Here is a 20,072-nt window from a genome sequence, read left to right as displayed (position 1 = left end):
TTGTCGCACGTCGCAAATTCGCGGATCCGGCGAATCAAGGTGTTGCAACGTACAAGCAGACGTCGCAATTCGTGCCGGATTCTAGAACCAACCTTCGGAGTACTTATGTCCGTCACGATGCGTGAGATGCTGGAAGCCGGCGTCCATTTCGGTCACCAAACCCGCTTCTGGAACCCCAAGATGGCCCCGTATATCTACGGCCATCGCAACAAGATCCACATCATCAACCTCGAGAAGACGCTGCCCGCGTTCGAGGAAGCCCTGAAGTTCGTGCGCCAGCTCGCTGCCAAGCGCGGCACGATCCTGATGGTCGGCACCAAGCGCCAGGCCCGTGACATCGTCGCCGCCGAAGCCGAGCGCGCTGGCGTGCCCAGCGTGAACCAGCGTTGGCTGGGCGGCACGCTGACCAACTTCAAGACGGTCAAGACCTCGCTGAAGAAGCTCAAGGACATGCAGAGCCAGATCGACGCCGGCACCCAGCCCGCGATCAAGAAGGAAGCCCTGATGTTCCAGCGCGACATCAGCAAGCTGGAAAAGAACATCGGCGGCATCCAGGACATGGCCGCGCTGCCTGACGCCCTGTTCGTCATCGACGTCGGCTACCACAAGATCGCCGTCGCCGAAGCCAAGAAGCTGGGCATCCCGGTCATCGGTGTCGTCGACACCAACCACTCGCCCGAAGGCATCGACTACGTCATCCCCGGCAACGACGACTCGGCCAAGGCTGTCGCCCTGTACGCCAAGGCCGTCGCCGACGCCGTGCTGGAAGGCCGTGCCAACTCGACGAACGAAGTCGTCCAGGCCGTCGCCGCCGAAGGCGACGAGTTCGTGGAAGTGAACGAAGGCGCCTGATCCAGGCCCGAAGCCCTCAAGGGACATGACAAGGGGGCTGATTCAGCCCCCTTCGTCCAACCAGATTCAGAATTCCGCGGCGCCGGGTCGTTCCGGGCCGCGACACACGGAGATTGAAATGGCAGCAATTACCGCAAGCATGGTCGCCGAGCTGCGCGCCCGCACCGACTCCCCGATGATGGAGTGCAAGAAGGCCCTGACCGAGGCCGACGGCGACATGACCCGCGCGGAAGAGATCCTGCGCGTCAAGCTGGGCAACAAGGCCGGCAAGGCCGCCTCGCGCATCACCGCCGAAGGCGTGGTCGCCGCCGCGGTGAAGGGTGCCGCCGGTGCCGTCATCGAAGTCAACTGCGAAACCGACTTCGTTTCCAAGAACGACGCCTTCCTGGCCTTCGTGAACGCGCTGGCCGGCCTGGTCGCCGAGAACAACCCCGCCGACATCGCTGCCCTGTCCGCCCTGCCGCTGTCGCAGGAAGGCTTCGGCCCGACGGTCGAGGACGTGCGCAAGGGCCTGATCGGCAAGATCGGCGAGAACATGACGATCCGCCGCTTCAAGCGCTACGAAGGCGCCAAGCTGGCGTCCTACCTGCACGGCACCCGCATCGGCGTGATCGTCGAGTTCGAGGGTGACGAAGTCGCCGCCAAGGACGTCGCGATGCACGTCGCCGCGATGAAGCCGGCCGCGCTGTCGTCCGCCGAAGTCCCGGCCGAGCTGGTCGAGAAGGAGCGCAAGATCGCCGCCGAGAAGGCCGCCGAATCCGGCAAGCCGGCCGAGATCGTCGCCAAGATGGTCGAGGGCTCGGTGCAGAAGTTCCTGAAGGAAGTCTCGCTGCTGGACCAGGTCTTCGTGAAGGCGGCCGACGGCAAGCAGACCGTCGCCCAGATGCTCAAGGAGAAGGCCACGACGGTGAAGTCGTTCACCCTGTACGTGGTGGGCGAGGGCATCGAGAAGAAGGTCGACGACTTCGCCGCCGAAGTGGCTGCCCAGGTGGCGGCCGCGAGCAAGCAGCAATAAGCATCGCGACTCAAAAAGGGCGCCTCTGGCGCCCTTTACACTTGTGCGCTTGCGCATGCAGGCGCACGCACGACACTCTCTCTATCGGCTGTATTGACGAGGTAACAATGCCCGCCCACAAACGCATCCTGCTCAAGCTTTCCGGTGAAGCCCTGATGGGCGACGACTCCTACGGCATCAATCGCGCGACCATCGTGCGCATGGTCCAGGAAATCCAGGAAGTGACGAAGCTCGGCGTCGAAGTCGCGGTCGTCATCGGCGGCGGGAACATCTTCCGCGGCGTGGCGGGCGGCTCGGTGGGCATGGACCGCGCGACGGCCGACTACATGGGCATGCTGGCGACGGTGATGAACTCGCTGGCCCTGGCCGACACGATGCGCCAGGAAGGCATGACCGCGCGCGTCATGTCGGCGATCGCGATCGAGCAGGTCGTCGAGCCCTACGTGCGCCCCAAGGCGCTGCAGTATCTGGAAGAGGGCAAGGTCGTCGTGTTCGCCGCCGGCACCGGCAACCCCTTCTTCACGACCGACACGGCCGCCGCGCTGCGCGGCGCGGAAGTGGGCGCCGAGATCATGCTCAAGGCGACCAAGGTGGACGGCGTCTACACCGCCGACCCGAAGAAGGACCCGACCGCGACGCGCTACGCCCGCATCACCTTCGACGAGGCCATCAGCAAGAACCTGCAAGTCCTGGACGCGACCGCGTTCGCGCTGTGCCGTGACCAGAAGCTCCCCATCAAGGTGTTCTCGATCTTCAAGCCGGGCGCGCTCAAGCGCGTCGTGATGGGTGAGGACGAAGGCACCCTGGTGCACGTCTGAGGCGGCTCGCGCGTTGGAGTCCGGATCGCCGCTCCACCGGGAGCGGATCCTGCTCCGCCGATCCCGCTCGACCCTTTGATCCGAGGAAAAGAACATGAGCATCGCCGACATCAAGAAGAACGTCGAAGCCAAGATGGCCAAGTCCGTCGAGGCCTACAAGAACGAACTGCAGAAGATCCGTACCGGTCGCGCCCACCCCGGCCTGCTGGACCAGGTGCACGTGGACTACTACGGCTCGATGGTGCCGATCTCGCAGGTGGCCAACGTCACGCTGCTGGACGCCCGCACGGTCAGCGTGCAGCCCTGGGAGAAGGGCATGGGCCAGAAGATCGAGAAGGCCATCCGCGAATCCGACCTGGGCCTGAACCCGTCGTCGCAGGGCGACCTGATCCGCGTGCCGATGCCGCCGCTGTCGGAAGAGCGCCGCCGCGATCTGGTGAAGGTCGCCAAGGGCGCCGCCGAGGATGCCAAGGTCGCCGTGCGCAACCTGCGCCGCGACGCCAACGAGCAGGCCAAGAAGATGGCCAAGGACAAGCTCATCACCGAGGACGACGAGCGCCGCAGCCAGGACGAGGTCCAGAAGCTGACCGACCGCGTCGTCAACGAGATCGACAAGCTGCTCTCGGCCAAGGAAGCCGAGATCATGGCCGTCTGATCGTCGCGTCCTTGTGAGCGCCGACAGCAAGGCGGGTGTGCCCCGCCATGTGGCCATCGTCATGGATGGCAACGGTCGATGGGCCAAGAAGCGCTTTCTGCCGCGCTTCTTCGGCCACAAGCAGGGCGTGGACGCCCTGGTGCGCGTGGTGCAGGCCTGCATCGACCGCGACATCGAGTACCTCACCGTCTTCGCCTTCTCCAGCGAGAACTGGAAGCGGCCCAGCGACGAGGTGTCCGGCCTGATGGGCCTGGTGCTGGCGGCGGTGTCCCGCTACCTGGCGCGCATGGGCGCGATGGGCGTGCGCATCCGCATCGTCGGCGACCGCGAGGCGGTGTCCGACAAGCTGCGGGCCGCCTGGGCCGAGGCCGAGAACTCGACCGCCCACAACAGCAAGCTGACGCTGAACGTCGCGTTCAACTACGGTGGCCGCTGGGACATCGTCCAGGCCTGCCGCAAGGCGATGGAGGCCGGCGTGCAACCGGCCGAGCTGACCGAGGCGAAGCTCTCCGAGTTCATGGCGATGAGCTATGCACCGGATCCCGACCTGTTCATCCGCACCGGCGGCGAACTGCGCATCAGCAACTTCATGCTCTGGCAGACCGCCTACACCGAGTTCGTGTTCTCCGATTGCCTGTGGCCGGAGTTTGGCGAAGCGCAACTGGACGAGGCGATCGCCGCGTTCCGGGCGCGCGACCGCCGCTTCGGTGGCGTCAACGTGCCGGGCGTTGCCCAAGAGGCTTGAAATGCTGCTTCAGCGCGTGATCACGGCCCTGGTCCTGCTCGCGATCCTGCTGCCGGCGCTGTTCGCGTCGAACCCGATGTGGTTCGCGCTGCTGACGCTGGTCATGATCGCGGCGGCCGGGTGGGAATGGTCGCGGCTGAACGGCAAGCCCGGCGCTCCGGCGCTCGCGTTCGGCGCCGCGCTGGCGGCGGCCTGCGCGGCGACGTTCTACGTCGTCGGTTTCCAGGTGCCGGCCTGGTGCTGGTGGCTGGCGGGCGGGCTGTGGGTGCTCGGCGGCGTGCGCGCGCTGGCGGTCGGCGTGGCTGGCTGGCCCAGACTGTCGCCGGCGCTGCGGCTGCTCCTCGGGGCGGTGCTGCTGTGGGCGGCCTGGCTGGCGCTGGTCGTCGCGCGCCAGCGCGGCATCAATTTCCTGTTGTCGGCGATGTGCCTGGTCTGGATGGCCGACGTCGCCGCCTATTTCGCCGGCAAGACCTTCGGCCGTCGCAAGCTGGCGCCGGCGATCAGCCCGGGCAAGAGCTGGGAAGGCGCGATCGGCGGTCTGGTCGGCGTCATCGTCCTGGGCGTCGTCTGGGTGCATGTGATCGACCTGCGCCTGCCGGTGGATTCGCCCTCGATGTACACCGTGCTGGTGCAGCGGCTGGGCCTGGTGTCGCTGCTGGCGCTGGTCTTCCTGTCGGCGATGAGCGTCGTCGGCGACCTGTTCGAATCCTTGGTCAAGCGGGCCGCTGGCGCCAAGGACAGCAGCCAGCTGCTGCCCGGTCACGGCGGCGTGCTGGACCGTGTCGACGCGCTGCTGCCGGTCCTGCCGCTGGCGCTGGCGCTGACCTCCCTCTGATACCGCGGATTTCCCAGCGATGAGCTCCACCTTCCAACGTCCGCAGCAGGTCTGCGTGCTGGGATCCACCGGATCGATCGGCACCAGCACGCTGGACGTGATCGCGCGTCATCCCGACCGCTACCGCGTCTTCGCGCTGTCGGCGATGAGTCGCGTCGACGAACTGGCGGCCCAATGCCTGCAGCATCAGCCGCGCTTCGCCGTGCTGCCGGATGCCGCGCTGGCGGCGCAACTGCGCGCGAGACTGCGCGAAGCCGGCTCGCGCACCGAGGTGCTGGACGGCATGGCCGCGCTCAGCGAGATCGCCGCCCACCCCGAGGTGGACGCGGTGATGGCGGCGATCGTCGGCGCGGCCGGACTGCCGCCAGCGATGGCCGCGGCGCGCGCGGGCAAGCGGCTGCTGCTGGCCAACAAGGAAGCCATCGTGCTCGGCGGCGCGCTGTTCATGCAGGCGGTCGAGCAGGGCGGCGCCACGCTGCTGCCGGTGGACTCGGAGCACTCGGCGATCTTCCAGTGCCTGCCCGAGGACCGGTCGACCTGGTCCCAGCGCATCGACCACATCGTGCTCACCGCGTCCGGCGGGCCGTTCCGCCAGCGTGATCCGGCCTCGCTCGCCGATGTCACGCCGGAGCAGGCCTGCGCGCATCCGAACTGGGTGATGGGTCGCAAGATCTCGGTGGACTCGGCCACGATGATGAACAAGGCCCTCGAGGTCATCGAGGCGCGCTGGCTCTTCAACCTCAAGCCCGAGCAGATCCAGGTCCTGATCCACCCGCAGAGCATCGTGCACTCGATGGTGGTCTGCCGCGACCACTCGGTGCTGGCGCAGCTCGGCACGCCCGACATGCGGGTGCCCATCGCCTATGCGCTGGCCTTCCCCGAGCGCGTCGAGTCGGGCGCCGGGCTGCTGGACCTGCTCAAGACCCCCAGCCTGGCCTTCGAGGAGGCGGACGCGGTCCGCTTCCCGGGCCTGCACCTGTCGTGGCAGGCGCTGCGCGCGGCCGAGGGCAGCACTGCGGTCCTGAACGCGGCCAACGAGGAGGCGGTGGCCGCCTTCCTGGACCGTCAGCTGCGCTTCGATCACATCTGCCGCATCAACCGCGACGCGCTCGAGGCGGTGATGCCGCAGGCCGGCGAGGTCGACAGCGTCGAAGGCCTGCTGGCGCTCGATGCCCGGGCCCGCCGGCACGCCCGGCAGCGGATCGCGGCGCTTGCCGCCGCGGTCTGACCCTTCCGTCACCGGTCGCCACACCGATCCCGCCTTCGATCCAGGACGCCCGCGATGCTCTCCCAAGTCCTCTATTTCCTCGTCACGCTGGGCATCCTGATCGTGATCCACGAGTGGGGCCACTATCGCGTCGCCCGCGCCTGCGGCGTCAAGGTGCTGCGCTTCTCGGTCGGGTTCGGCCGCGTGCTGCTGCGTCGGCGCAAGTCGCCGGACGGCACCGAGTTCACGCTCAGCGCCATCCCGCTCGGCGGCTATGTCCGCATGCTCGATGAAAGCGACGGCCCGGTGGCGCCGGGCGAGCAGTCGCAGGCCTTCAATCGCAAATCCCTGTGGCAGCGCGCGGCCATCGTCGCCGCGGGCCCGGCCGCCAACCTGATCCTGGCGGTGCTGCTGTTCGCGGCGGTCGGCTGGATCGGGCGCGAGGAGCCCAAGGCGCTGCTTGGTTCGCCGGTGGCCGGAGGTCTTGCCGAGCGCGCCGGCCTGCGCGCCGGCGACCTGGTGCAGGCCTGGTCCTCCGATGGCGAGGACTGGGAGGACGTGCGTTCGATGCCGGACTTCGGCTGGCAGCTGGCGCAGGCGGTGGCCGACAAGCGGCCGCTGCTGCTGAGCGTCAGCGACGCGGCCGGCCATGGCCGCCGCACGGTCCGGCTGGAGACCGACACGCTGGAGAGCCGCGACTTCGACGAGAAGACCATGGGCCGCATCGGCCTGGGCGGCGTGTTCGTCGAGCCGGTGCTGGGGCGCATGGTCCCGGGCGAGCCCGCCGAGGCTGCCGGCCTGCTGCCCGGGGATCGCGTGCTGCGTGTCAATGACGAGCCGGTGCCGGACGTCGCCTGGTTCATCCAGCGCGTGCGCCGCGCGGTGGTCGACAACCAGGCGGAGCCGCTCAGACTGCAGGTCCTTCGCGACGGTCAGCAGCTCGAGCGGGTGGTCACGCCGCGCGTCGAGATCGCCGGCGACCAGCGTGTCGCGCGGATCGGCGCCGGCTTCGATGCCCGGCCGGCGCTGGTCACCGTCCACTACGGCCCCGTCGAATCGGTGAGGCAAGGCCTGACCCGGACCTGGGAACTCAGCGCGCTGACGGTGAAGACGCTGGGTCGCATGTTGGTGGGTGAAGCTTCGGTAAAGAACCTCAGCGGCCCCCTCACGATCGCCAAGGCCGCGGACCAGTCGGCGAGCCTCGGACTGACGGCGTTCCTGAGTTTCCTCGCGGCGGTCAGCGTGAGTCTCGGAGTGCTGAACCTGCTGCCGCTGCCGATGCTCGATGGCGGACACCTGATGTATTATCTTTTCGAGGGTTTGAGCGGCCGCCCTGTCTCTGAGTGGTGGCACAAGCAGCTGCAACGTGCAGGCATCGCCGTCGTGCTGCTGATGATGAGCCTGGCCCTTTTCAACGATCTGACCCGCACGCTGGGTCTGCACTGAAGCTTCCGCATGTCCCGATTCCTGCCCGACGCCCTGCGCCCCCACGTGATCCAACTGGCGGTGCTGGCCACCGCGCTGCACGCCGGTTCCGCCTGGGCCGCCGAACCGTTCGTACTCAAGGACATCCGCGTCGAAGGCCTGCAGCGTACCGACCCGGGCACGGTCTTCGCGGCGCTGCCCTTCCGCATCGGTGACACCTACAACGACGAGAAGGGCGCCGCCGCGCTGCGCGCGCTGTTCGCGACGGGCCTGTTCAAGGACGTGCGGATCAACCTCGACACCGATGCGGTCGTCATCGTGATCGAGGAACGTCCGATCATTGCCAACGTCAGCTTCGTCGGCCTCAAGGAATTCGACACCGAGGCCCTGACCAAGTCGCTGAAGGACGTGGGCATCGGCGAAGGCAAGCCCTTCGACAAGGCGCTGGCCGACCGCGCCGAGCAGGAGCTCAAGCGGCAATACCTGACCCGCTCGCTGTACGGCGCCGAGGTCACGACGACGATCACCCCGATCGAGCGCAACCGCGTCAACGTCAGCTTCTCGGTGACCGAGGGCGAGCCGGCCAAGATCGCCGAGATCCGCATCCTCGGCAACAAGGTCTTCAGCGAGAGCACGCTGACCGGCCTGCTCGAGCAGACCACCTCCGGCTGGCTGACCTGGTACACCAAGACCGACCGCTATTCCCGCGCCAAGCTGAACGCGGACCTGGAGACGATCCGCTCGTACTACCTGAACCGCGGCTACCTGGAGTTCAACGTCGAGTCGACGCAGGTCACGATCTCGCCGGACAAGCAGAGCATCAGCGTCGCGATCACGATCAGCGAAGGCCAGCCCTACACCGTCAACGGCATCAAGCTCGAAGGCGACTTCCTCGGACGCGAAGAGGAGTTCAAGCGCCTGGTCGCGCTCAAGCCGGGCCAGCCCTACAACGGCGAGGCGGTGGCGCAGACGACGCGCAACTTCCAGGACCTGTACGGCACCTTCGGTTATGCCTTCGCCCGCGTCGAGAGCCGGCCCGAGATCGACCGCGCCACCGGCCAGGTCACCGTCACGCTGGTGGGCGAGCCGCAGCGCCGCGTCTACGTGCGCCGCGTGCTGATCTCCGGGAACACGCGCACCCGCGACGAGGTCATCCGCCGCGAGTTCCGCCAGTTCGAATCGTCCTGGTACGACGGCGCGCGCATCAAGGCCTCGCGCGACCGCGTCGAGCGCCTGGGCTACTTCAAGGACGTCACCATCGACACGACCGAGGTGCCGGGCTCGCCCGACCAGGTCGACGTCACACTGACCGTCACCGAGCGTCCGACCGGCAACATCCAGATCGGCGCCGGCTACTCGAGCGCGAGCAAGCTGTCGCTGTCCGGCTCGATCTCGCAGGAGAACGTGTTCGGCTCCGGTAACTACCTGGGCATCCAGGTCAACACCGCCAGCACCGGTCGCTCGCTGGGCGTGACGACGGTGGACCCGTACTTCACGGTCGACGGCGTGTCGCGCGCGATCGACGTGTTCTACCGCACCGTCAAGCCGATCAACAACCTGGGCGAGGAATACGAGTTCGCCTCGTACGGTGGCTCGGTCAAGTTCGGCGTGCCGTTCTCCGAAGACGACACGGTGTTCTTCGGCATCGGCTACGAGACCACGCGCATCACGACGCGCACCGGCCTGCCCAACAGCTACTGGCTGTTCCGCGAGCAGTTCGGCGCCTCGGCGATGTCCATCCCGCTGACGATCGGCTGGAAGAAGGACAACCGCGACTCGGTGATCACGCCGACCGCCGGTGCGATGAAGCGCGTCAACCTGGAAATGAGCCCGGTCGGCGACTCGCGCTACACGATCGCCAACCTGCAGTACCAGGAGTTCTTCCCGCTGGGCCGCAAGTTCTCGCTGATGATCAATGGCGAATTCGCCTACGGCAAGGGCCTGGGCGGCCGGCCGTATCCGATCTTCAAGAACTTCTACGGCGGCGGCCTGGGCTCGGTGCGGGTGTTCGAGCCCGGCACGCTGGGTCCGGTCGACGTCACCGGTTCCTACACCGGCGGCAACCGCAAGTTCAACCTGAACACCGAGTTCTACGTCCCGGTGCCGGGCTCCGGCAACGACAAGAGCTTCCGCCTGTTCGGCTTCCTCGACGCCGGCAATGTCTGGGGGCAGGACGAGAAGCTGGACTTCCAGGACGTCCGGGCCTCGGCCGGCGTGGGCATCAGCTGGCTGTCGCCGATGGGCCCGCTGCGCCTGAGCTATGGCTCGCCGATCCGCAAGAAGTCCACGGATAGAATCGAGCGATTCCAATTCCAGATCGGGACTGCATTCTGATGAAGAGCAAGCTGTCGCAGATCGTCGCCACCGTCCTGTTGGCGGGTGCGACGACCCTGGGCGCGCAAGCCCAGGAAGTCAAGATCGGCTACGTCAACAGCGAGCGGATCCTGCGCGAGACCAACCTGGCCAAGGCCGCCGAGACCAAGCTGCAGGCCGAGTTCAGCCGCCGCGAAAAGGCCCTGCTGGACCTGGAGACCAAGCTGCGCGGCGCCGCCGAGAAGCTCGACAAGGACAGCCCCGCGCTGAGCGAAGCCGAACGGGGCCGCCGCCAGCGCGAGCTGATCGAGCAGGACCGCGACCTGCAGCGCAAGCGCCGCGAATTCAACGAGGACGTTGCCCAGCGCAAGAACGAGGAACTCTCCGCGGTGATCGAGAAAGCCAACAAGGTCATCAAGAAGATCTTCGAGGATGACAAGTACGACCTGATCGTTCAGGATGCGATCCATGCCAGCCCCCGCGTGGACATCACGAAGAAGGTGATCGACCAGCTCAACGCACAGAAGTGACCATGAAACAGCTTGTGGTCTCGGATCTGATCGCCGCCTTGGGCGGCGATCTTGTTGGTGCCTCCGATGTGGCGATCGGCACGATCGCGCCCCTGGAGGAAGCCGGCGCGGACGCGATCGCCTTCCTCTCGAATCCGAAGTACGAATCGCAGCTCGCCACGACCGGCGCGGCCTGCGTGATCGTGTCGCCCAAGCTGGCCGAGGCCGCCGCGGCGCGTCGGGGGGATGGCTCGACCGCCTGCTGCATCGTCGCGCCGGATCCTTATCTCTATTTCGCCCGGCTGACCCAGTGGTGGGCCGCGAACATGCGCAAGCCGCGCGCGGCGCCGGCCATCCATCCGACGGCCACCGTCGCGGCGGATGCGACGCTGGGCCGCGACGTCGAGGTCGGCCCGCATGCGGTGATCGAATCCGGCGCGGTGCTGGGCGACGGCGCCCGCATCGGCGCGCACACCATCGTCGAACAGGACGCCCGCGTCGGCGCGCACACGCGCCTGGCACCCCATGTGGTGTTCGGCCATGACTGCGTGATCGGTGCCCACTCGCTGGTGCACAGCGGCGTGGTGATCGGCGCCGACGGTTTCGGCTTCGCGCCCACCAAGGGCGCCGCCGGCGTCGAGTGGGTGAAGATCGAGCAGCTCGGCGCGGTGCGCATCGGCGACGGCGTGGAGATCGGCGCCAATACCTGCATCGACCGCGGCGCCCTGGGCGACACGGTGATCGCCGACGGCGTGATCATCGACAACCTCGTCCAGATCGCCCACAACGTGAAGATCGGCCGCGGCACGGCCATCGCCGGCGCGGTGGCGATCGCGGGCAGCGCCGAGATCGGCGCGAACTGCATCGTGGCCGGCGCGGCGCGCATCAACGGCCACATCAAGATCACCGACGGCGTGCAGATCGGCCCGACGGCCAACATCAGCAACAGCATCGACAAGGCCGGCGCCTACGCCGGCATGTGGCCCTTCGAGGACGCCGCGTCCTGGCAGAAGAACGCCGCCGCGCTGCGCGGGCTCTATGAGCTGCGCCAGCGCGTGCGAGCCCTGGAAAAGAAGACGACATGAACGAGACCCGCATCGACATCCACGGCATCCTCGAGAAGCTGCCCCATCGCTACCCGATCCTGCTGGTGGACCGCGTCCTGGAGGTGGAGAAGGGCGTGCGCATCCGCGCGATCAAGAACGTCAGCATCAACGAGCCCTTCTTCCTGGGCCACTTTCCGCACCGGCCGGTGATGCCGGGCGTGCTGATCCTGGAAGCGCTGGCGCAGGCCGCGACGCTGCTGGCGGTGGAGAGCTACAACTTCACACTGGACGAGAACCATGTCGTCTACTTCGCCGGCATCGACAACGCCCGCTTCAAGCGCCCGGTGGAGCCGGGCGACCAGTTGATCCTGGAAGTGACGCTGGACCGCGCCAAGGCCGGCATCTACAAGTTCGGCGCCAAGGCGCTGGTGGGCACCGACATCGTGGCCGAGGCCGGCCTGATGTGCACGATGCGCAAGCTGGACTGCTGATCCGGCGTCCGCCCCGTTCCCGCAGCCTCCTCACGCCCATGGCCCAGATCCATCCCACCGCCATCGTCGATCCGAAGGCGCAGCTCGACGACACCGTCCAGGTCGGTCCCTACGCGGTGATCGGCCCCGAGGTGCGCATCGGCGCGGGCACGCGCATCGGTCCGCACACCGTCGTCGAGGGCAGGACCACGATCGGCCGCGACAACGTCATCTTCCAGTTCGCGTCGATCGGCGCGATGCCGCAGGACATGAGCCATGGCGGCGAGGTGACGGAGCTGGTGATCGGCGATCGCAACACGATCCGCGAGTTCTGCACCTTCAACACCGGCACCTTCAAGGAGCAGGGCGTCACCCGCGTCGGCTCCGACAACTGGATCATGGCCTACGTGCATCTGGCGCATGACGTGATCGTCGGCGACCACTGCGTGCTGGCCAACAACGCCACGCTGGCCGGCCACGTTCATGTCGGCGACTGGGCGACCATCGGCGGCCTGACCGGCGTCCACCAGTTCGTGCATGTCGGCGCGCACGCGATGATCGGCTTCCAGGGCCATGTCGCGCAGGACGTCGCCCCGTACATGACCGTCGACGGCAATCCGCTGACAGTGCGGGCGGTCAACCTGACCGGGCTGCGCCGCCGCGGTTTCAGCAACGACCGGCTGGGCGTGATCCGCCAGGTCCACAAGCTGCTGTTCCGCGACGGCACGACGCTGGAGCAGTCGGTGGCCAACCTGGAGGCGCTCAAGCAGGGCCAGGACGCGGAGTCCATCCGCGACATCCAGGTGATGCTGGACTTCCTGGCCGGCGCCAAGCGCGGCCTCGTCCGCTGATCGGCCCGGACGCCTGACATGACCTCCACGGATCCTCGACTGGGCCTGGTGGCCGGCGAGGCCTCCGGGGACCTGCTCGCGAGCCTGCTGCTGCAGGGCTTGAAGGCGCGCTGGCCGGGCCTGACCGCCGCGGGCATCGGCGGGCCGAAGATGCAGGCGCAGGGCTTCGACGCCTGGTGGCCCAGCCACAAGCTGTCGATCTTCGGCTACTGGGACGCGATCAAGAACATCCGCGAGCTGCTGGCGATCCGCCGCCAGCTCGGTGACCGGCTGCTGGCGGAGCGCCCGTCGGTGTTCGTCGGCGTTGACGCGCCGGACTTCAACTTCGGCCTGGAGCAGCGGCTGCGCGAAGCCGGCATCAAGACCGTGCACTTCGTCTGCCCGTCGATCTGGGCCTGGCGCGCGGAGCGCGTCACCACGATCAAGCGCAGCGCGGACCATGTGCTGTGCCTGTTCCCGTTCGAACCGGAGATCCTGGCCAAGGCCGGCATCCCGGCGACCTACGTCGGTCACCCGCTCGCGGACCAGATCCCGCTCGAGCCGCCCCGCGAGGACGCGCGCGCCGCGCTCGGCCTGGCGGAGGGCGACACGGTCGTCGCGATCCTGCCGGGCAGCCGCCGCAGCGAGCTGACCTACATCGGCCCGCCGCTGCTGCAGGCGGCCCAGCGGATGCTGCAGGCGCGGCCGGCGCTGCGCTTCGTGATCCCGATCGCGCCGGGGTTGCGGCCGATGGTCGAGGCGCTGATGGCCGAGCACGGCCAGGGCCTGCCGATGACGCTGGTGGACGGCCGCGCGCAGGACGCGCTGGCCGCCTGCGACCTGACGCTGGTCGCCAGCGGCACCGCGACGCTGGAGGCGGCGCTGCTCAAGCGCCCGATGGTGATCGCCTACAAGCTGCACTGGTTCAATGCCTGGCGGATGAAGGGCAAGGCGCTGCTGCCCTGGGTGGGCTTGCCCAACGTGCTGGCGCGTGAGACGCTGGTGCCGGAATGCCTGCAGGACGAGTGCACCGGCGAGCGCATCGCCCGCGAGGGCCTGGCGTGGCTGGACGACGCGCCCCGGCGCGAGCGGCTGCGCGAGCGCTTCCTCGAGATCCACCAACAGCTGCGCTGCAACACCGCGCGAAGGGCCGGCGATGCGATCGCGAAAATCCTCGGCGCCTGAACGTCCGACGCAGCTCGGCCTGGAATGGGCCGGCGAGGGCCTGCTGTGCGGCGTCGACGAGGCGGGGCGGGGCCCGCTGGCCGGACCGGTGGTCGCGGCGGCGGTGATCCTCGACGACCAGAGTCCGATCAAGGGCTTGAACGACTCGAAGGTGCTGAGCGAGAAGAAGCGCGAGCAGCTCTTCGACGAGATCCGCGCGAAGGCGCTGTGCTTCTGCATCGCGGAGGCGACGGTCGAGGAGATCGACCGCATCAACATCCTGCAGGCGACGATGCTGGCGATGCGCCGCGCGGTCGAGGGCCTGCGGCTGAAGCCCGGGCGCGTCCAGGTGGACGGCAACCGGCTGCCGGTGCTGCGCATCCCGGCCGAGGCGATCGTCCGGGGCGATGCGCTGGTGCCGGCGATCTCGGCGGCGTCCATCCTGGCCAAGGTGCACCGCGACCGCTTCTGCCTGCAGATGCATGAGCAGCATCCGCAGTACGGCTTCGACAGCCACAAGGGCTACGGCACGCGCGAGCACCTCGAGGCGCTGCGCGTGCATGGCGCGACGGTCTGGCATCGGCAGAGCTTCGCGCCGGTGCGGTCGCTCGACCTGAGCGACATGAGCCTGGCGGTCGACGCCGCGGCGCTGGACTGAGCGCATTCCGCCGCGCGGGTGCTCCTCCCGGAGCGCGCGCGGCCCCGTTCGTTGGATCACTTTGAAGAAGGCGCCGCATGAGCTGGCAGTCGATCACCGCCCGAGACAACCCCCACCTGCAGCGCCTGCGCAAGCTGGCGCAGGACGGCGGCGCCTACCGCAAGCTCGGCGGCGTGTGGCTGGAGGGCGACCACCTGGCGCGCGCCGCGGTGCAGCGTGGCGTGCGGCCGGCGCTGGCGCTGATCACCGACGTGGCGGCGGCCGACGAGGCGCTGCGCGCGCTGGCCGACGCGGCGCCGAAGGTGCTGGTCGTCTCGCCGGCGCTGTTCAAGACGGTGTCGGGGCTGGAGTCGCCGGCGCAGATCGGCTTCGAACTGGCGTTGCCGGCGCAGCCGCGCATCGATGCCGGGGCGGATTCCGTCGTGCTGGACCGGCTGCAGGACGCGGGCAACGTCGGCACCATCCTGCGCAGCGCGGCGGCGCTCGGCTTCCGGCAGGTGCTTGCGCTGAAGGGCACGGCGGCGCTGTGGTCGCCCAAGGTGCTGCGCGCGGGCATGGGCGCGCATTTCGGGCTGAAGCTGATCGAGGGGCTGGCTGTCGAGGATCTCGGCGCGCTGAAGGTGCCGTTGCTGGCCACCAGCTCGCACGCCGATGCGCTGCTGCATCAGGCCGACCTGCCGAGCCCCTGCGCCTGGGTCATGGGCCACGAAGGGCAGGGCGTTGGCGAGGCGTTGATGCGGCGCTGCGCCCTGCGCGTCGGCATCCCACAGCCCGGCGGCGAGGAGTCGCTGAACGTCGCGAGCGCGGCGTCGATCTGTCTCTACGAATCCGCCAGGCGGCGGCTGGGCTGAAGGTCCGCGTGAGGCGAGGGCCGGAGGGTGGTCAACGCGCCACCGCCAGCGCCGCCACGCCGAGCGCGATGAGCGCCGCCCCGGCGATGCGCCAGCCACGTTCGCCTTCGCCCAGCAGTTGTCCGCCGATCAGCGCGGCGAACAGCATCGACAGCTCCCGTGCCGGCGCCACCCGCGACAAGGGCGCCAGCTTCATCGCGTACAGCACCAGGATGTAGGCCGCCGGTGAGCCGATGGCCACCACCAGCGCATGCTTCCACTGTCGGCGCAGCGCCGGCAGGAATCCCGCCCGATCGCGCAGCACCGCCGGCAGGCTGACCGGCACCCGCAGCAGGTTGCAGAAATAGTCGTAGAGGATGGGCGACAGCGCCAGGACCTTCACCGCGTAGCCGTCGATCACGCTGTAGGCGGCGATGGTCGCGCCGGTGAGCGCGCCCCACGCGATGCCCAACTTGCGTCTGCGCTGCCGCTCAGGATCGGCGCTCGCCGCGTCCTTGGCGAAGAAAGCGGGCCCCGCCGCCATCAGCAGGATGCCGCCGACCACGCCCGCCAGGCCCAGCGCGCCGCCCAGCCCCAGATGCTCGCCCAGCAGCAGCACGGCCACAAGCGAGGACAGCAGCGGTCCGCTGCCGCGCGCGACCGGATAGACCACCGTCATGTCCGCCGCGCGATAACCGGCGAGCAGCGCGTTGAAGTAGGCCAGGTGAACGACGGCGCTCGCGGCCGTGGCGGTCCACGCCTGCCAGCCCCAACTGGGCAACTCGTCGAGCCCGACCACGAAGACGGCCGGCAGCCACAGCAGGCTGACGCCAAGCGCCGTCATGCAGGCGAAGTGATGGTTGCCCTGCGCCTTCTTCGCGGCGAAGTTCCACAGCGCGTGGATCAGCGCCGCCGCGACGACCAGGGCCAGCGCGGAAGCCGGCATCCGTCGTCGCCTGACTCAATACATCAGCCGGTCCGGGCGGATGTCGCGAAGGATCGTCGTCGCGATCTCCTCGATCGACTTGTGCGTCGACGACAGCCAGTTGATGCCGGCCTTCTTCATCATCGTCTCCGCCTCGCGGACCTCGTAATGGCAGTTCATCAGGTCGGCGTACTTGCTGCCCGGGCGGCGTTCGTTGCGCACCTGCGCCAGGCGCTCCGGATCGATCGTCAGGCCGAAACACTTCTTCTTGTGGGGCACCAGCAGCGAAGGCAGATGACCGCGCTCGAAGTCCTCGGGGATCAGCGGGTAGTTGGCCGCCTTGATGCCGTGCTGCATCGCCAGGTACAGCGAGGTGGGCGTCTTGCCGCAGCGGCTCACGCCGACCAGGATCACGTCCGCCGAATCCAGGTTGCGCGCCGACTGGCCATCGTCATGCGCCAGCGAGAAATTGATCGCCTCGATCCGGTCGTGGTACTCCTGGCTCTTGGCGACATCGGAGAAACGCCCGACGCGGTGGCTGGACTTGATGCGGAATTCATCCTCCAGCGGCGCGATGAAGGTCCCGAACATGTCCATCACCAGGCCCTTGCACTCCTGGCGCACCACGTTGAGCACCTCGCGGTTCACCAGCGTGGCGAAGACGATGGGGCGCACGCCTTCGCGCTCGCCGGTCTCGTTGATCTCCTGCACCAGCTGGTGCGCCTTCTCGCCGCTGTCGATGAACGGGCGCCGCACATGGCGGGCCTTGACCGAGAACTGCGCCAGGATGGAGTTACCGAAGGTTTCGGCGGTGATGCCGGTGCCATCCGAGACGAAGTAGACGGTGTGCTGGGTCATGTCAGGCCTTTGAAACCGGTCAGGGAGCCTTCGCGGAAGCGGGCACGCCGCGTGCCGAAGCGAGAAGTTTCGCCGGTGGATCCCACCGGCCCGGCCCCGAACGAGGGCTTACATCATAGATCGGCCTCCCACTAGAATCGCCCGCAACTTGCCCCTGCCCACCGCATGAACGCCACGCCGCGACGCCCACAAGAATCGACAAGACCTGTCGTGCGCCGTGCCATGCCCGTCTCCCTCGAAGCCGCCGGCCGCGCCGGCCCGCTCGGGAGCGCGCGGGGAGCCCCGGTTTCTCAACATCACGGAGTTTTCCCATGTCTGATGCACGCTTCGAGGCGACCGCCCTGGTCGTACCCTTCGAGAAACTGAGGATGACCGACGTCGAGTCGGTGGGCGGCAAGAACGCCTCGCTCGGCGAAATGATCTCGCAGCTGGCCCAGTCCGGCGTGCGGGTCCCTGGCGGCTTCGCGACCACCGCGCACGCCTTCCGCGACTTCCTCAAGCACGAGGGCCTGGATGCCCGCATCCAGCGCCGCCTGGCCGACCTGAACACCGACGACGTGCGCGCCCTGGCCGCCGCCGGCGCCGAGATCCGCGGTTGGGTCGAGGCCCAGCCCTTCCCGGCCGACCTGGAAGCGGCGATCCGCGCCGAATTCGAGCGCCTGACCGCCGGCAACCCGGACGCGTCCTTCGCCGTGCGCTCGTCCGCGACCGCCGAGGACCTGCCCGACGCCTCCTTCGCCGGCCAGCAGGAGACCTTCCTGAACGTCGTCGGCATCGAGGACGTGCTGCACAAGATGAAGGAAGTCTTCGCGTCGCTCTACAACGACCGCGCGATCAGCTACCGCGTGCACAAGGGCTTCGCCCACGCGGACGTGGCGCTGTCGGCGGGCGTGCAGCGCATGGTGCGCTCCGACCTGGGCGCCGCCGGCGTCATGTTCACCATCGACACCGAGTCGGGCTTCAAGGACGTCGTCTTCATCACCTCCAGCTACGGCCTGGGCGAGACGGTGGTGCAGGGCGCGGTCAACCCCGACGAGTTCTACGTCCACAAGCCGGCGCTGCAGCGCGGCAAGTTCGCGCTGATCCGCCGCAACCTCGGCTCCAAGCTGATCCAGATGACCTTCTCGACCCCGGAAGAGAAGGCCGCCAGCGGCAAGCTGGTCAAGACGGTGGAGGTCGAGGTCGAGCAGCGCAACCGCTACTCGCTCAATGACGACGACGTCATCGAACTGGCCAGGTACGCGCTGATCATCGAGCAGCACTATGGCCGCCCGATGGACATCGAGTGGGGCAAGGACGGCAACGACGGCAAGCTCTACATCCTGCAGGCGCGCCCGGAGACGGTGAAGAGCCAGGCCGAAGGCCAGGTCGAGCAGCGCTTCAAGCTCAAGGGCCAGGGCACGGTGCTGGCCGAGGGCCGCGCGATCGGCCAGAAGATCGGCACCGGCCCGGTGCGGCTGGTCGACAGCGTGGCCGAGATGGAACGGGTGCAGCCCGGCGACGTGCTGGTCACCGACATGACCGACCCGAACTGGGAACCGGTCATGAAGCGCGCCAGCGCCATCGTCACCAACCGCGGCGGCCGCACCTGCCACGCGGCCATCATCGCGCGCGAGCTGGGCATCCCGGCGGTGGTCGGCTGCGGCGACGCGACCGACAAGCTCAAGGACGGCCAACTGGTGACCGTGGCCTGCTCCGAGGGCGACACCGGCTTCATCTACGACGGCCTGCTCGAGACCGAGGTCAGCGAGGTGCATCGCGGCGAGATGCCCTACAGCCCGGTGAAGATCATGATGAACGTCGGCAATCCGCAGCTGGCCTTCAACTTCGCGCAGATGCCCAACAGCGGCGTCGGCCTGGCGCGCCTCGAGTTCATCATCAACAACAACATCGGCGTCCACCCGAAGGCGATCCTGGACTATCCGAACATCGACAACGACCTGAAGAAGGCGGTCGAGTCGGTGGCCCGCGGCCATGCGTCGCCGCGCGCCTTCTACGTCGACAAGCTGGCCGAGGGCATCGCGACCATCGCGGCCGCGTTCTGGCCGCAGCCGGTGATCGTGCGTCTGTCCGACTTCAAGAGCAACGAGTACCGCAAGCTGATCGGCGGCTCGCGCTACGAGCCGGACGAAGAGAACCCGATGCTGGGCTTCCGTGGCGCGTCGCGCTACATCTCGGGCGAGTTCCAGGACGCGTTCGCGATGGAATGCGAGGCGCTCAAGCGGGTGCGCAACGACATGGGCCTGACCAACGTCGAGATCATGGTGCCCTTCGTCCGCACCGTGCGGCAGGCCGAGAAGGTGGTGGCGATGCTGGCCGAGCGCGGCCTGAAGCGCGCGGCCGCGGGCGGCCAGGACGGCCTGCGGGTCATCATGATGTGCGAGGTCCCGAGCAACGCCATCCTGGCCGAGCAGTTCCTGGAGCATTTCGACGGCATGTCGATCGGTTCCAACGACCTGACGCAGCTGACGCTGGGCCTGGACCGCGATTCCGGCCTGGAGCTGCTGTCGGGCGACTTCGACGAGCGCGACCCGGCGGTCAAGGCAATGATCTCGCGCGCCATCACGGCCTGCCGCGCCACCGGCAAGTACATCGGCATCTGCGGCCAGGGTCCCAGCGATCATCCTGACTTCGCCGAATGGCTGGCCGCCGAGGGCATCGTGTCCTTGTCCCTGAACCCGGACACCGTCGTCGACACCTGGCAGCGCCTCGCCAAGCGCTGACCCCACCGCACCCCACCAACGGCCCGCAAGGGCCGTTTCTCATGGCAGTCCCCACTCCCAATCGGTGGCAGGACGACAGTGATGGGGGACGGCAGGTCGCGGGGTTTTGGCGCTCGCCGCCAAGGCCCCGCGACCTGGCGGCCAGCGCGCCGCCCGACGCAGTGAAGCAGGACCGGGGAAGTTGTGGATGTGTC

19 protein-coding genes are annotated in these 20,072 nt (G+C 68.2%); 17 read left to right on the top strand and 2 right to left on the bottom strand.

Annotated features, from left to right (window positions below; genetic code table 11):
- Positions 1–105: 105 nt before the first annotated feature.
- The 16 genes from rpsB (at position 106) to ACTJKJ_RS04015 (ending at position 15,393) form a co-directional block, all read left to right on the top strand.
- Positions 106–852, top strand: a complete 747-nt coding sequence (gene rpsB, locus ACTJKJ_RS04090) for a 30S ribosomal protein S2 (protein ID WP_091722962.1) — start codon at positions 106–108, stop codon at positions 850–852.
- A 118-nt stretch (positions 853–970) separates the two neighbouring features.
- Positions 971–1,867, top strand: coding sequence for a translation elongation factor Ts (tsf, locus tag ACTJKJ_RS04085; RefSeq protein WP_091722965.1), 897 nt, complete (start codon positions 971–973; stop codon positions 1,865–1,867).
- Between the two features lie 107 nt (positions 1,868–1,974).
- On the top strand, positions 1,975–2,685 hold the full coding sequence (pyrH, locus tag ACTJKJ_RS04080; protein ID WP_091722969.1) for a UMP kinase: 711 nt from the start codon (positions 1,975–1,977) through the stop codon (positions 2,683–2,685).
- Between the two features lie 94 nt (positions 2,686–2,779).
- Complete coding sequence (gene frr, locus ACTJKJ_RS04075; RefSeq protein WP_091722973.1) at positions 2,780–3,340, top strand: ribosome recycling factor; 561 nt, start codon at positions 2,780–2,782, stop codon at positions 3,338–3,340.
- A 13-nt stretch (positions 3,341–3,353) separates the two neighbouring features.
- Positions 3,354–4,085 (top strand): polyprenyl diphosphate synthase, encoded by a 732-nt coding sequence (gene uppS, locus ACTJKJ_RS04070; RefSeq protein ID WP_255511904.1) that lies wholly within the window; start codon positions 3,354–3,356, stop codon positions 4,083–4,085.
- Between the two features lies 1 nt (position 4,086).
- Positions 4,087–4,920, top strand: coding sequence for a phosphatidate cytidylyltransferase (locus tag ACTJKJ_RS04065; protein ID WP_091722977.1), 834 nt, complete (start codon positions 4,087–4,089; stop codon positions 4,918–4,920).
- A 19-nt stretch (positions 4,921–4,939) separates the two neighbouring features.
- Positions 4,940–6,148: a 1-deoxy-D-xylulose-5-phosphate reductoisomerase gene (ispC, locus tag ACTJKJ_RS04060; RefSeq protein ID WP_440819665.1), complete on the top strand. Its 1,209-nt coding sequence runs from the start codon at positions 4,940–4,942 to the stop codon at positions 6,146–6,148.
- Positions 6,149–6,202: 54 nt separating this feature from the next.
- Entirely contained in the window at positions 6,203–7,573 is a 1,371-nt protein-coding gene (rseP, locus tag ACTJKJ_RS04055) for an RIP metalloprotease RseP (RefSeq protein ID WP_440819664.1), read from the top strand.
- 9 nt (positions 7,574–7,582) lie between these two features.
- Positions 7,583–9,886: an outer membrane protein assembly factor BamA gene (gene bamA, locus ACTJKJ_RS04050; protein ID WP_091722986.1), complete on the top strand. Its 2,304-nt coding sequence runs from the start codon at positions 7,583–7,585 to the stop codon at positions 9,884–9,886.
- Complete coding sequence (locus tag ACTJKJ_RS04045) at positions 9,886–10,395, top strand: OmpH family outer membrane protein (protein WP_091722990.1); 510 nt, start codon at positions 9,886–9,888, stop codon at positions 10,393–10,395. The genes bamA and ACTJKJ_RS04045 overlap by 1 nt, the downstream gene beginning before the upstream one ends.
- Before the next feature lie 2 nt (positions 10,396–10,397).
- Complete coding sequence (lpxD, locus tag ACTJKJ_RS04040; protein ID WP_343601390.1) at positions 10,398–11,459, top strand: UDP-3-O-(3-hydroxymyristoyl)glucosamine N-acyltransferase; 1,062 nt, start codon at positions 10,398–10,400, stop codon at positions 11,457–11,459.
- A complete protein-coding gene (fabZ, locus tag ACTJKJ_RS04035; protein WP_091722999.1) occupies positions 11,456–11,911 on the top strand; it encodes a 3-hydroxyacyl-ACP dehydratase FabZ in 456 nt (151 codons plus the stop codon). Before lpxD ends, fabZ begins: the two co-directional genes overlap by 4 nt.
- Positions 11,912–11,949: 38 nt before the next feature.
- Positions 11,950–12,741 carry an acyl-ACP--UDP-N-acetylglucosamine O-acyltransferase gene (lpxA, locus tag ACTJKJ_RS04030; protein ID WP_091723002.1) on the top strand — a complete coding sequence of 264 codons (792 nt, stop codon included), beginning with the start codon at positions 11,950–11,952 and terminating at the stop codon, positions 12,739–12,741.
- Between the two features lie 18 nt (positions 12,742–12,759).
- Complete coding sequence (gene lpxB, locus ACTJKJ_RS04025; protein WP_440819663.1) at positions 12,760–13,905, top strand: lipid-A-disaccharide synthase; 1,146 nt, start codon at positions 12,760–12,762, stop codon at positions 13,903–13,905.
- Entirely contained in the window at positions 13,877–14,542 is a 666-nt protein-coding gene (gene rnhB, locus ACTJKJ_RS04020; protein WP_343601394.1) for a ribonuclease HII, read from the top strand. Before lpxB ends, rnhB begins: the two co-directional genes overlap by 29 nt.
- 77 nt (positions 14,543–14,619) lie before the next feature.
- Positions 14,620–15,393, top strand: a complete 774-nt coding sequence (locus tag ACTJKJ_RS04015) for a TrmH family RNA methyltransferase (protein ID WP_440819662.1) — start codon at positions 14,620–14,622, stop codon at positions 15,391–15,393.
- Between the two features lie 31 nt (positions 15,394–15,424).
- Here ACTJKJ_RS04015 and ACTJKJ_RS04010 read toward each other — a convergent pair whose 3' ends face one another.
- Together ACTJKJ_RS04010 and ppsR are read right to left on the bottom strand one after the other, a co-directional pair.
- Positions 15,425–16,318 (bottom strand): EamA family transporter, encoded by an 894-nt coding sequence (locus ACTJKJ_RS04010; RefSeq protein ID WP_091723019.1) that lies wholly within the window; start codon positions 16,316–16,318, stop codon positions 15,425–15,427.
- A 15-nt stretch (positions 16,319–16,333) separates the two neighbouring features.
- A complete protein-coding gene (ppsR, locus tag ACTJKJ_RS04005; protein ID WP_091723022.1) occupies positions 16,334–17,155 on the bottom strand; it encodes a posphoenolpyruvate synthetase regulatory kinase/phosphorylase PpsR in 822 nt (273 codons plus the stop codon).
- Between the two features lie 311 nt (positions 17,156–17,466).
- Between ppsR and ppsA the strand changes: the two genes are divergently transcribed.
- Positions 17,467–19,878, top strand: coding sequence for a phosphoenolpyruvate synthase (gene ppsA / locus ACTJKJ_RS04000; protein WP_091723027.1), 2,412 nt, complete (start codon positions 17,467–17,469; stop codon positions 19,876–19,878).
- Positions 19,879–20,072 lie beyond the last annotated feature (194 nt).

Origin of the sequence: Roseateles sp. 22389, from assembly GCF_052044995.1 — a bacterium.
Classification (GTDB): Bacteria; Pseudomonadota; Gammaproteobacteria; order Burkholderiales; family Burkholderiaceae_C; genus Roseateles.
The sequence above is the reverse complement of the archived record's forward strand: the minus strand, read 5'-3'. Positions and strand labels throughout refer to the sequence as shown.